The sequence below is a fragment of the Burkholderia sp. Bp9099 genome (assembly GCF_003857805.1).
GTDB lineage: Bacteria > Pseudomonadota > Gammaproteobacteria > Burkholderiales > Burkholderiaceae > Burkholderia.
Window position 1 is genome coordinate 160,186 of the sequence record NZ_QTPU01000011.1, and the last position, 12,855, is coordinate 173,040.

Sequence of the window (12,855 nt, forward strand, 5' to 3'; positions counted from 1 at the left end):
ATGACCACGGCGCCCCCGGCCCTTCCCCCGTGCCTTGCCCAATCGAAACTGACGCTCGAGCAGTACGACGCGCTGCTCGCGACAATCTACGAAGGCCCGCTGGAAGACGTGCCGTGGGGCGGCGCGCTCGAACAGATCCGCGTGCACCTGGACGCGAACTACGTGACGATGATCCTGCGCTGGCCCGCCAGCGGCCACGCGGGGCTGATGATCAATGCGTCCGCGGCGAGCGCGCCGCTGACCGGCGTCGCGTCGTACAACAACTACTATTACGCGCTCGATCCGTTCGTGAACCTGCCGAGCGATCGCGTCGTCACCGTCGACGAGCTGCTCGGCGTCGGCGTGTGGCGCCGCAGCGCGATGTATCGCGAGTTCCTCGAGCCGTTCGACGTCGGCTACCTGATGGGCGCCGACCTGCGCACGCCCGACGGGATCGAATGCCGCTTCCGCGTGTGCCGCTCGCATCACGGCCGCGCGTTCTCGGCGACCGACAAGGCCGTCTGCAATGCGCTGCTGCCGCACCTGAAACGCGCGGTGCGGCTGCATGCGAAGTTCGGGATGGTCGAATCGGAGCGCACGCTGTATGCGAGCGCGATCGACCGCATGCTCGTCGCGACCGCGATCCTCGACGAGCGCGGCACGATCATGAAGACCAATTCCGTCGCGGACGAGATCTTCGCCGAATGCGACGGCCTGCGCGTGCGCGCCGGTGCGCTCGAGGCATCGTATCCGCTGGAGGACCGCAAGCTGCAAAAGCTCATCCGCCACGTGCTCGCGGAGCGCGCGGGCGGCGCGCCGTCGGTCGCGCAGGCGATTGCCGTGCCGCGCCCGTCCGGCAAGCCGCCGCTCGGCGTGCTGATCCGCACGGTCCCGCTCAGCGAATGGTCGGAGGACAATCCGCGCCGGCCCGCGTGCGCGATCTTCATCCGCGATGCGGAGCGCAAGTCGCAGGCGTCTCACGACATCGTGCGCAAGCTGTTCGATCTCACGCCGGCCGAGACCGCGCTGGCGCTCGCGCTCGTCAACGGATCGACGCTCGAGGAAGCGGCCGACGAACTCGACATCAGCAAGAACACCGCGCGCTCGCACCTGCGGGCGATCTTTTCCAAGACGGGTGTCACGCGACAGGCGACGCTCGTGCGGACGTTGCTGAACAGCGTGTTGTCGCTGGGGTGAGGTGTTCGACAGGCCGGGAAGCCGGATTCGTGGACGGGTTGCTCCCGACGCCGGAAAGCAGGAAGCGGCCTGCACCGAAACGGCCGATGCGGACGGTATGAGCGCCAGCCGTAAACCCGTTGCGCTTCGCCAAGTCGTGATCGTGTATTACCATCGGCGTTTCCTCGTACGCTTCGTCGCGGCGCGTGCGCCCGCCCGGCCACGGGCGAGCCGCGCCCCCTGTTCGCATGACCTCACCCGTTCCGTCCGACACCGCGCTGCGGCCGCAGCCGATCGACGCGCTGACCGTGCCGGCCGCGCTCGACGGACGCGCTGGCACCAATCGCTCGACGAGCGCGCATCCGCAGATCGCCGCGACCCATGATCTCGACGCCGTGCGCGCATGGCTCGCACGCTTCGTCGATACGCCCACTACGTTCCAGAACTACCGCAAGGAGGCCGAGCGCCTGCTGCTGTGGGCCGTGATCGCGTGCGGCAAGCCGCTGTCGTCGCTCACGCACGAGGATCTCGTCGTGTACCGGCAGTTCCTGCTCGCGCCCGCGCCCGCCGACGTGTGGTGCGCGAACGGCGGCCGCAAGCATCCGCGCGGCGACCCGCGCTGGCGGCCGTTCTACGGGCCGCTGTCGGCGGCCAGCCAGCGGCAGGCGATGGTGATCCTGAACGTGATGTTCTCGTGGCTCGTGCAGGCCGGCTATCTGGCAGGCAATCCGCTCGCGCTGTCGCGGCAGCGGCAACGGCGGCCCGCGCCGCGCGTCACGCGCCATCTCGGGCCGCCGCTGTGGCAGGCGGTCAAGGATGCGATCGCCGCGATGCCGCGCGACGATGCGCGTGCCGCCTTCCATGCGGATCGCGCGCGCTGGGTGTTCACGCTGATGTATCTCGGCGGGCTGCGCATCACCGAGGCGGCCGACACGACGATGGGGCAATTCTTTGCACGGCGCGATGCGAACGGGCGCGATCGCTGGTGGCTCGACGTGACCGGCAAAGGCGGCCGCCAGCGCCTCGTGCCGGCCACCGCCGAGATGATGGCCGAGCTCGCGCGCTACCGGCGCGCGCATGGCCTGCCCGCGCTGCCGGCCGACGGCGAAACCACGCCGCTCGTGCTGCCCGCCGGTCGCACGCGCAAGCCGCTCACGCGCGCGGCGCTGCACCGGATCGTAAAGCAGGTGTTCAGGTTCGCGGCCGAGCGGTTGCGTGCGCAAGGGGATGCAGGCGAACAACAGGCGCGCGTGCTCGAACAGGCATCGGCCCACTGGCTGCGCCACAGCGCGGGTTCGCACATGGCGGACGGCCGCGTCGACCTGCGGCTCGTGCGCGACAACCTCGGTCACGTATCGCTGACGACGACGAGCCAGTATCTGCACGCGGACGACGACTGGCGACACAGCGAAACCGAGGAGAAGCACCGGATCGGCTGGTGAACGGCGCGCCGGTCCCCTGCTTCAATACACGGCGGCCCAGTGCCCGGGCACCCACGCCCAGTGGTTGCCGGCCCAGCGGTAATGACCTTTCGCCCAGCGATAACCGGGCGCGGGCGGCGGCGGCATCACTTCGGCGACCGGCGCAGGCTGCGGCGGCCGCGCGGGTTCGACCACGCACGCGGACAACAGCGCCGCGCTCGTCGTCACCCATACGGCAAGCGATACGGATCGGATCTTCATCGTCGATTCTCCCTGTTGTGTAATCGATCGGTCAGCGGAGGCGAACCCGCGTACGCCGTGCATCGAGTCGTGCATCGCGCTGCGCATCACTCCGCGCGTCACGCGGTTCCGCGAACGAGGCCCGTCATCGGCCGCGTCGCGCCGCTTTCCGCGAACAGCGTCGACGCGGTATGAGCGGGATCGAGCCGCAGGCTTTCGGCGGCGGCGCCCGCGATCAGCGCGTCGAGCGACGCGGTCGGCTTCAGGTCGCGCCCTTCGTACAGGTCGCCCGGCCGCAGGCCCGGCCAGTCGGCGATCACGCGTCCGCCCGCGACCGCCCCGCCCGCCAGCATCGCGACCGACGCCTGCCCGTGATCGGTGCCGCCCGTGCCGTTCGCGGCGGCCGTGCGGCCGAACTCGGTCGCGACGAGCACCGTGGTCCGCTGCCACACGGGCCCGAGATCGTCGCGCAACGCGGCGAGCATCGTGTCGAGCGCCTTCAACTGATTCGCGAGCCGCGCGTTCTGCGCGCTGTGCGTGTCCCAGCCGGCCGTCTCGATCATCGCGATCCGCGGGCCGTCGTCGCGCGCGAGAAACGTCGCCGCGAGCTTGCCGACGCCCGCCGGATCCTGGCGCGCATGCGCGTCGCCGGCGAGACCGCGCGCGGCCATCGCCGATTGCCACAGCGGCCCGAGCTGCGCGTCGGCCTCGTACAGCGCCGACACGCGCGCGAGCAGGTCGTCCGGTGCGGCCGGCAACCCGGACGCCGCATACGACGCGGCCTGCACGCTGCCGCGCAACGCGAGCGGCACCGTCGGCGCGAACGCGATCGCGTTGTCCCGCGTCGCCGGCAACATCGCGGCGAGCCGGTTCAGCCAGCCGTCCTTCACCTGGTACGGCGCGCGCCCGCCCGTCTCGAGCACGTTCTGGCCGTCGAAATGCGAGCGGTCGCGATACGGCGACGCGATCGCGTGGACGAACAGCGCCTCTCTGTCGCGAACCATCTGCGCGGTCTGCACGAGCGACGGATGCAGCGCGAACGTGCCGTCGATGCGGGTCGCCGTCGACGCGTCGATCGCCAGCGGGCCGCGCAACGACGCATACGCGGGTTCCGCATACGGGACGACGATGTTCAGCCCGTCGGCCGCGCCGCGCTGGATCACGAACACGAAGCGCCGGTCGGTTTCGACGTTCGCGAACACGATGCGCGGCGCGACGAGGATCGCGCCCGCACCGGCGGCGGCGATGCTCAGGAAATGTCGACGGGTAAGGGATCGGGCCATGTTCATCTCCGTTGAAAATCGGGCGACACGAGCAGCAGTGCAAGCGACGTGGTCGCGCTCTCGGCTCGCGAGAGTGCCGTCGCCGTCGGTGCGCTCAGCGAGCCGGCCAGCAGCGTCTTGCCGAGCGTGCGCGGGTCGAGCCGGTCGCCCGTGCGTGCGGCAAACCGCTGCGCGATCTCGACGCGACGCACCAGCGCGTCGGGCGCGGCCCAGCTCGCGGCAACGTCGTCGTAGCCGGCCGGCGACCCGGGCCGCCATACCGGCTGGCCGAGCTGCGCGAGCAGCGGCGCGGCCTTCAGGTCGCCGGTATCGCGCCAGCCGAGCCCGCGCAGCGACGACACGGCCCACTCCCACGGCGTCTTGAACTTGCGATTGACCGGCGACCATGCGTCCGGCGCATCGACCAGCGCGCGATAAACGGTCGGCAAATCACCGCCGCTCGTATCGAATGCGCGGGCGAGCCGGTCGGTGAGCGCGGGCGGCGGATCGTCGGCGACGAAATGACGGGCGAGCTGGAACGCGACATGCCGGCCCGTCGCCGGCGAACGCGCCAGATCGCCCAGGATCGCGCGCGCTTGCGCGTCGCCCGGCTGATCGTAGGTGCGGCTCATCACCGTGCGCGCGCCCGGTTCGTGCAGTTTCGGGCGGAACACGAACGCGCCGGGCGCCACATCGCCGGGCTGCGGCCCGCGTCCGCCGGCGATGCTCCAGCCGGTCAGCGCACGCGCGAATTCCGTCACGTCCGTTTGCGTGTAACCGGTGCGTACCCCGAGCGTGTGCAGTTCCATGATTTCGCGCGCGAGGTTCTCGTTGAGGCCGCGCCGTGCCGCCGGCTGGCGGGCTTCGGCGCGCAGCGCGGCCGGGCTGTCGGGGCCGACCGAGCGCGCCTGGTCGAGGAACAGCTGCATCGCGGGATGCTGCTCGACGGCGACGAGCATGTCCTCGAAGCGGCCGAGCACGTGCGGGCGGATCGCATCGCGCTCGAATGCGCCCGCATACGCGGCAACCGGCCCCTTGTCGACCGACACCGCGAAATGGTTCGACCAGAAATGCACGAGCCGCTCGACGAACGGCGTGGACGTGGCGAGCGCGCTGTTCAACCGCGCGGTGACGGCGCTGCGATAGGCGTCATGGCCGTCGCGACGGATCGACTGCGCACTCGCGCGCCTGGCCGCCGCGTCGTCGCCCGTCATCGCGTTGCGGGTCGTCGCGAAGCGCGTGGCGAGCGTGACCGCGTCCGGTTCGCCGGCCCATGCGGCCGGCCTCGGGTCGTAGCGGTCGAGTTGGGCGACCAGCGCGCCCTTCGGATCGGCAGGCGGCGCTTCGTCGGCCCGCGCGCCGAGACCGAAGCGGTTCAGCGCGATGGCGGCCGGTGAGATGTCGTTCGGGTGGTCCATGACGGGGGCTCTCGCGATGCGTACCCGTGTTTAACGGAGGGTGGCGGGAAATCCGTCGCGGGATGAGCGAAATATTTCGGGTTCGGCGCGGGGATGTATAGCTTGCGGTCGGCTTTCAAGCAGCGGCGAGCTGCGCGCGTGCCGCGCCCGATCGTCAGATTTCCACAGCACTGGTGTTCCCTCCATCACGAGCTGCCGGACGGCAATCGTCCGAGCCTATTCGTGACCGTCACCCCAGCTCGAACGACGTCACGCCGAACACGCGGTCGATCGCGATCGCCGGCGCTTCCTTCGTATACATCCGCGCGGTTTCGAACACGCTCGACATGCCGTGCCGTTCCGCCAGCGCGACGGCCGCGGGATTCGTTTCCGGCACGTCGAGCACGATAACCTCGCCGGGCATGCGCGCCGCCAGCGCGCGAAACAGCCCCGTGGCGACGCCGGCGTCATCGGCGAACAGCGGGCCGATCTTGCAGCCGGCGTTGCAGCGGCGCACGACGCCGTATCCGGTGATGCGACCCGCGTCGACCGTTGCGAGCGCAACGGCATCCGGCTGCGCGAGCCACGCGGAGACGAAACGCGCGCGCGGCGCAGGAAAACACTGGCGGTCGTACGCCAGCAACTGCTCGAACGGGACATCGGCCGCCGCGGCCGCGTGCGCGCATCCGATGCCGTCGACGCGCCCCTGATAACGGATGTTGCGATACGCGAGCCGGAACCCCGACTTCCGGTAGTTCGCCTGTTGTGCCACGACACCGTCGAGACCGACATTGCGGTTTCCCAGGTAACGCATGCCGTGCTGCCAGATTCGCATGCCGAAGCCTTTGCCGCGAAACCCGGGTTTCACGATGTACAGACCGATGAAGCCGAAGCGTTCGTCATACGCGACGGCAGCAAGGCACGCGACCGGCTCGCCACGCCACACGCCGACGAAAAAACCGGCCGGGTCCGCTTCCCTGAAACACGGCGGATCATGCAGGCCGGGGTTCCACCCTTCGGCTGCCGCCCATTCGACCGACATGGCCACCTCGTCGGCCGACATGGTGCGCACGATCAAGTCTTCGCTTCGATCCATGATTCGCCTCCGTCGCGGCACTCGAGATCGCCGCCAACCGATTCGCGAGCGTGACGCGTCGTCACGCCACGCCAGTTACTGGCTCCCCGCCGCGTCGTGCTTCCTCTGAAACCTCGCCGGCAGCCGCCAGTTCCCGCTGCGTCGCAACCCGTCGACGAATTTCACGCGCTCGTCGGGCGTCAGCGTCGCCGCGAAATCGACGACGCTGCGCTCGACCTGCCCCCGCAACGCACTATCGGCCGCCCGCGTCCGATCGAGCGCCGCGTCGATCGCCGTACGATCGAGCTGCGGCGCTGCCAGCAGATCCAGCACCGTGATCCGCCCGTCACGCCCTTCCCGCGCGAAATCCCGACCTTCCTTGCGCGCCGCCTTCAGCGCCGCCGCAAACGCTTGCTGACGCGCGTCGGACAATTCGTCCGCGGCGAACCGCAACGCCGTGCGCTGTCCGGGGATCCCGGCCCCATCCAGGCCACGATGCGTCGAAAACCACTGATACGCGCCGCCGCCGATCGCGCCGAGCATGAACACGTTCAACACGACCGACCCCAAGAGCATGAATTTCCAGCCGCGTTCGCTCATTCGTCGCCTCCGTCGATGCCCGGGCCGCCGAACGTCGTCGTCAGGTAGCCCGGTTCGTGTTGCGCGATCGGCGGGCTGCCGAGCATCAGCATCGACACGGCCACCGCGCCCGCCAGCGCGCCGGCGAGCCCGACGCCCGCGAACGCCGCGCCCGACCACCACACCGTGCCCCGGCGCCGCGCACGCTGCGGCGCGGGCGCCGACGCGACGATGCGTTCGACGAGCGCCGGCGCGGGCGGCTCGACCGTATCCTGCACGAGCCAGGCGTCGAGCTCGGCGGCATCGTCGAGCGCCGCGAGCGCGTCGCGCGGATGCGCTTGCGCCCACGCCTCGGCCGCCGCGCGTTCGTCGCGCGGCCAGCGCCGCGCATCCGAGCCGTACGCGGCGACGATGGTACGGAATCGTTCGGGTGTCATCGCTTGTCCTCGCTAGGTGGGTCGCCGGCCAGTTGCGCGCGCAGGTTGCGCCTCGCGCGCGCGAGCAGGCTTTCCAGCGCATCGACGGTGATGCCCATCAGGTTGGCCGCTTCAACGTTCGACATGTCCTGATAGTACTGGAGCACGAGCGCTTCCCGCTGCCTGGGCGGCAACGCGGCGAGCGCCTCGCGCACGCGCGCATCGCGCGCGCGCAACTCCGCGTGCGCGGCCGGCTCGGGTTGCGGGTCGGGCACGTCGGGCAGCGTGTCGACCGGCTCCTCGCGCCGCCCGCGCATCCGGTCGTAGCACAGGTTCAGCACCACGCGATGCAGCCACGTGTCGAAGCGCGCTTCGCCATCCCGCCAGCGCGGCGCGTGATGCCAGATCCGCAGGAAGGTTTCCTGCGCAACGTCTTCGGCTTCGGTCCGGTCGCCGAGCATGCGCGTCGCGAGCGCAAGCAGGCGCGGCAGCTTGCGTGCGACGAGCACGCGCACGGCCGACGTGTCGCGCGCGCCGACCCGCGCGACGAGTTCCGCGTCCGGATCGGCGTCGCTCAACGCGGGCTGCTCCGCCATGCGCGGCGCGCCCGCCGCATGCTGCCGGCGAGCGTGCCCGCCGTCCGGCTGAAGCTCATCGTCGTGCTCTCCTTGCATGCGTCGGGCCGGCGCCGCACGGCGCCATGCCGGCGCGTCCACGGCGCGCCGCACGTCGTGTCCGGCATCCGCCCGGCCGGTTTCGTCGACATCCGGTTCGAACGGCATATCGATCCTGTCGATCGCCAGCCGGCCGGCGCGATCAATATACGACGACCGGCGCGGGCCGGTAATACACCGGACGCGCCGGCACCACGACGCAGCCGGCCAGCACGACGGCCGCGGCTGTCAGGATCACGATGGTTCGAAAAGGCATGGCTCGACGGATGAAGTTGTGTGGAAGTCCCGCCGCACCGGCGCTGCGCGCCGCGCGGCACCCTGCGCGTCACGCCCAGTGACCCGGCACCCAGCGCCAGTTCGGGCCGCGCGCGGCCCAGTGCCCGGGCACCCAGCGATAGCCGACGCGCACCGCTTGCCAATGCCCGGGGATCCACACGTAGCGGCCCTGCCGCCAGTGCCAGTGGCCCTGATCCCACACGTAGCCCGCGCGTGGCGCCGGCATCACTTCGACGCGCGGCGGCGGCGGCGCGACCGGCGCGACGATGACGGCCTGCGCGAATGTGGCGGAGGTCGCCAGCGCGGCCACGCATCCCGCGGCAACCCGTAATGAAATGGAAAGTTTCATGCAAGACTCCGAAGCGTCGTGTAGCGAACGTGATGGCCGGAAGTGGCCGTTCGTTCGTTAAACGACGCATGCGGAAAAATCCGTCGCGACGCGCGCAAATAAATTTCCGCCGCGCCGGCAACGCCGCGCTCATCCGGCAACGCATCGGGCCCGGGCGTGGACGACCGTCTGTCACAACCCGGCAAAACTGCGCTTCGACAATGCGTGTCACCGGGATCCCGCTCGTTTCCGGCCCACGCCCCGGACGCGCTCGCGCACGGCCGGGCGGTTCCGCATTTCGCGTGTCACTCAACGAAAATACGATCATGTCGAACCAGGACAACTTCCCCGCCGAGTCGAACGAGCCGGCCGCTTCCGTATCGCGTCGCGGCTTCCTGAAACTGGCCGGCGTCTCCGGCCTCGCCACCGCCGCGGGCGGGCTCGCGGCCGCCCGTGCCGCCGGGTCGAACCCGGACGGCACCCCCGAACAGGTGCACCTGACATGGGGCAGCGACCCGGCGTCGGAAGTCGCGATCTCGTGGGCATCGCTCGCGCCGGCCGTCAATCCGCGGGCGCGGATCGTCGCCGACGGCGAACCGGCACGCACCGTGCACGGCGTGCAGCGCCTTTACACCGACGGCCTGAACGGCGAAACGGTGTTCACGTACCACGCACGCGTGCACGGCCTGAAGCCGAACACGCGCTACCGCTACGAACTGACGGCCGACAACGACAGCAACGCCGCGCAGCCGTTTGCCGCAACCTTCACGACCGCGCCGCGCGGGCGTGCACCGTTCCGCTTCACGAGCTACGGCGACCTCGCGACGCCGAACGGCACATGGGTGCTGTCGTCGCCGCAAAGCCGCTTCGCGGTGCAGGCCGTCGAGCAGTTCCAGCCGCTGTTCCACCTGCTGAACGGCGACCTCTGCTACGCGAACCTGAACCCCGCGCATCAGCCGGAGGTGTGGCGCGACTTCGGCAACAACAACCAGACGTCGGCCGCGAACCGCCCGTGGATGCCGTGCCCGGGCAATCACGAGATCGAATTCAACAACGGCCCGCAGGGGCTCGACTCGTACCTCGCGCGCTACACGCTGCCGGAGAACGGCACGCGCTTTCCGGGCCGCTGGTACAGCTTCCGCGTAAGCTCGGTGCTGTTCATCTCGCTCGACGCCGACGACGTCGTGTACCAGGACGCTGCCGCGTTCGTCGGCGGCCCGGCTCCGCTGGTGCCGGCCGCGAGCACCGGCCGCGCGCCGATCGAACCGGGCACGTCGTTCTACGTGCGCGGCTACAGCGACGGCGTGCAGACGCGCTGGCTCGAGCACACGCTGCGTCAAGCGTCGCACGATGACGACATCGACTGGATCGTCGTGCAGATGCACCAGGACGCGCTGAGTTCGTCGAAGACGGGCAACGGCTCGGACAAGGGCATCCGCGAGGCGTGGCTGCCGCTGTTCGACCGTTACGGCGTCGACCTCGTGCTGTGCGGTCACGATCACGATTACGAGCGCAGCTACCCGGTGCGCGGCTGTAATCACCGCGCGGGCGTCGGTGCATCGACCGGCGAAGTCGTCGAGACGCTGCAGCCGCGTCCGGTCGGGTCGACCGATCCCGAGCGCACGACCTTCGACACGAGCCACGGCACGATCCACCTGATCCTCGGCGGCGGCGGCACCAGTGCGCCGCTCGACGTGTACGGCGAGAACCCGGCGACCGGCTTCGCGCAGGCCAAGGTCTTCACGAAGCCGAACCGGCCGGTGCCGGGCACCGCGCCGAACACGTTCGTGCGCAAGCCGGCCGATGCGCTGGAGGATGCGATCTGGTCCGCGCGCCGCGATACGGGCACCGGCTACGGGATCGCGGTGTTCGACCACGATCCGGGCAAGCCGGGCGGCCACACGACGATCACGATGCGCTACTACCATGCGCCGGGCGCGGATCAGCACCCGAGCGCACAGTACGAGCTGTTCGAGACGATCGAGCTGAGCAAGAAGCGCCGCGAGCGCTGATGCGACGGCCGCCCGCGGCGCGTGATCGCGCGGCGGGCAGCCGGGGCTGGCGCGTGCGGGACGGCGCGCGCGACGCGCTGATGGATACGGCGAATACGTGACGGCTGCGCCATGCGGAGCGGCTGCGTCCATTCGACCGCCGCACCTTGCATGCGCATCGGCACGCCGGTTTCCACCGCAAGCCGCATTGCCGCCACCGTGCCCCTAGCTTCGCGATTCCAGCGCGATACGCAAGGCCAGTCCGGCCAGCACGGTCCCCATCAACCCGCGCTGCACCCGCGCCCAGACGGGCCGACCGGCAAGAAACCCCGCGATCGAGCCGGCCATGCTCGCGATCAGCGCATTCACGCAGACACTGACCGCGATCTGCACGCAGCCCAGTGCCAGCGATTGCGCGAGCACGCTGCCGTGCCCGGGCGCAATGAACTGCGGCAGCAGCGACAGGTACATCACCGCGATCTTCGGGTTCGCGAGGTTGGTGACGAAGCCCATCGTGAAGAGCCGCACGCCGCTGTCGTGCGGCAGTTGCCGCACCTGGAACGCGGAGCGGCCGCCCGGCTTGAGCGCCTGCCACGCGAGATACGACAGGTACAGCGCGCCGGACAAACGCAGCGCGTCATACGCGTACGGCACGGTCAGCACCAGTGCGGTAATGCCGAATGCCGCGCAGAACATGTAGAAGACGAACCCCAGCGCGACGCCGCCGAGCGACACCAGCCCCGCACGGCGGCCTTGGCAGATCGAGCGGGAGATCAGGTAAAGCATGTTCGGGCCGGGCGTCAGGGCCATGCCGAGCGATACGAGTCCGAAAGCAATCAGGGTGGGCAAGGCCGGCACGGCAGTCTCCTTCAGCGCGATGAAGTCGGGGCGAGTGTCCAGCAATGTATTGCATGTCGGCGTCTGTCGGCATGAATAAACTGCAAGTCATGCATGAGCGCGCTTCACCCCGTCATCGCGTCGTTCCGCCGGCCCGCTACTTGTCCTTTTTCGCGCGTGCCTGCATCGCCTTACCGGCCTTCGCGCGTTGCGCGTCGACCAGTTTCACGAATGCGTCGGCGACCGCGTTGCCGCTCGCATTCCACGCCAGTCGCACGGAACGATGCAGCCTGGGCGACAACGCCAGCACCCGGCCGCCGAACCGGGTATAGGTGAGCGTGATGCGCGGGACGATCGACACGCCCATTCCCGCCTCCGCCATCGACAGAATGGTCCGCATCTCGACCACGTTGAACGCGGCGCGAAGCGATGCACCGTTGCGCGCGAAGTAATCCGCGATCACCGGCCCGCACCCCGCCTTCGAAAAAATGAACGGCATCGTGGCCAACCGTTTCGCCGACACGCTCTCGCGCCCGTCGAACATGCCGTTCGCCGCCACCGCGACGAAATCCTCGTCGAGCAACGGCAGGTTGTTCGCGAAAGTCTTCGTGCCGGCGACCACGCCGATGTCGGCGGTGCCGTCGTCGAGCCACCCTTCGACTTCCGCGTCCGTGCCTTCGAGCAGCACGGCCGTCACGCCCTCATGCGCCGCCTTCAACGCTTCGAGCGCGGGTACGACGAACGCGAGCGAGACGCTCGGCAGCGACGCCACCACCAGCCGACCCTCGAGCTTGCCGCGCGCCAGGCCGAACTGCTGGCGCAGCGTCTGCGCTTCCCGGACGACGTTCTGTACGTACGGCCACAGGCGTTCGCCGGCAGCGGTCAGGACGACCGGCTGGCGGTCGCGCAACAGCAGCTTGACCTCGGTGATGTCCTCCAGTTCGGTCAACGCGTGGCTGATCGCGGATTGACTGCGGCTGAGCCGGTCGGCCGCGGCCGTCAGCGAGCCGAGTTCGACCACGGCAGCCAGGGCCTGCAACTGCGCAAGCGTCATCTCGCCTCCTTGTTGCGATGCATGTATTTTTCACATGATAGAGCGACGCATCATGAATTTGATTGAACCGGTGTCATGCGCTTCGATTGCGCGCCATCGCGTGACCTCGCCCGATGCCCCGCGCCGCGCTCGGGCAAGATTCAGCCTCGA

13 protein-coding genes are annotated in these 12,855 nt (G+C 69.7%); 3 read left to right on the forward strand and 10 right to left on the reverse strand.

Annotated elements, in window-relative coordinates; translation table 11 throughout:
* Positions 1-1,176: a helix-turn-helix transcriptional regulator gene (locus DIE17_RS14775; RefSeq protein WP_124570893.1), complete on the forward strand. Its 1,176-nt coding sequence runs from the start codon at positions 1-3 to the stop codon at positions 1,174-1,176.
* 227 nt (positions 1,177-1,403) lie between these two features.
* The gene (locus DIE17_RS14780) at positions 1,404-2,597 is read left to right on the forward strand and encodes a tyrosine-type recombinase/integrase (RefSeq protein WP_124484666.1); all 1,194 of its coding nucleotides are present in this window, start codon (positions 1,404-1,406) and stop codon (positions 2,595-2,597) included.
* Positions 2,598-2,618: 21 nt separating this feature from the next.
* Here the strand turns inward: DIE17_RS14780 and DIE17_RS14785 are convergent, their stop codons facing one another.
* The 8 genes from DIE17_RS14785 to DIE17_RS14820 form a co-directional block, all read right to left on the reverse strand.
* Complete coding sequence (locus DIE17_RS14785; protein WP_044845687.1) at positions 2,619-2,837, reverse strand: YXWGXW repeat-containing protein; 219 nt, start codon at positions 2,835-2,837, stop codon at positions 2,619-2,621.
* A gap of 98 nt (positions 2,838-2,935) precedes the next feature.
* A complete protein-coding gene (locus DIE17_RS14790) occupies positions 2,936-4,099 on the reverse strand; it encodes a DUF1501 domain-containing protein (protein WP_124666776.1) in 1,164 nt (387 codons plus the stop codon).
* 2 nt (positions 4,100-4,101) lie between these two features.
* Entirely contained in the window at positions 4,102-5,496 is a 1,395-nt protein-coding gene (locus DIE17_RS14795) for a DUF1800 family protein (protein WP_124666775.1), read from the reverse strand.
* Between the two features lie 229 nt (positions 5,497-5,725).
* Entirely contained in the window at positions 5,726-6,571 is an 846-nt protein-coding gene (locus DIE17_RS14800) for a GNAT family N-acetyltransferase (RefSeq protein ID WP_124666774.1), read from the reverse strand.
* Positions 6,572-6,646: 75 nt separating this feature from the next.
* A complete protein-coding gene (locus tag DIE17_RS14805) occupies positions 6,647-7,150 on the reverse strand; it encodes a periplasmic heavy metal sensor (RefSeq protein WP_124666773.1) in 504 nt (167 codons plus the stop codon).
* Complete coding sequence (locus DIE17_RS14810; RefSeq protein WP_124666772.1) at positions 7,147-7,566, reverse strand: hypothetical protein; 420 nt, start codon at positions 7,564-7,566, stop codon at positions 7,147-7,149. The genes DIE17_RS14805 and DIE17_RS14810 overlap by 4 nt, the downstream gene beginning before the upstream one ends.
* Entirely contained in the window at positions 7,563-8,327 is a 765-nt protein-coding gene (locus tag DIE17_RS14815) for an RNA polymerase sigma factor (protein ID WP_124666771.1), read from the reverse strand. Before DIE17_RS14815 ends, DIE17_RS14810 begins: the two co-directional genes overlap by 4 nt.
* 217 nt (positions 8,328-8,544) lie before the next feature.
* The gene (locus DIE17_RS14820; RefSeq protein ID WP_044845695.1) at positions 8,545-8,844 is read right to left on the reverse strand and encodes a YXWGXW repeat-containing protein; all 300 of its coding nucleotides are present in this window, start codon (positions 8,842-8,844) and stop codon (positions 8,545-8,547) included.
* Positions 8,845-9,149: 305 nt separating this feature from the next.
* On the opposite strand from DIE17_RS14820, the gene DIE17_RS14825 reads away from it, so the two are divergent.
* Entirely contained in the window at positions 9,150-10,835 is a 1,686-nt protein-coding gene (locus tag DIE17_RS14825; RefSeq protein WP_124921070.1) for a metallophosphoesterase family protein, read from the forward strand.
* 204 nt (positions 10,836-11,039) lie between these two features.
* Here the strand turns inward: DIE17_RS14825 and DIE17_RS14830 are convergent, their stop codons facing one another.
* Both DIE17_RS14830 and DIE17_RS14835 read right to left on the reverse strand, forming a co-directional pair.
* On the reverse strand, positions 11,040-11,672 hold the full coding sequence (locus tag DIE17_RS14830) for a LysE family translocator (protein WP_124666848.1): 633 nt from the start codon (positions 11,670-11,672) through the stop codon (positions 11,040-11,042).
* A gap of 136 nt (positions 11,673-11,808) precedes the next feature.
* Positions 11,809-12,705, reverse strand: a complete 897-nt coding sequence (locus tag DIE17_RS14835) for a LysR family transcriptional regulator (protein ID WP_124921071.1) — start codon at positions 12,703-12,705, stop codon at positions 11,809-11,811.
* Positions 12,706-12,855 lie beyond the last annotated feature (150 nt).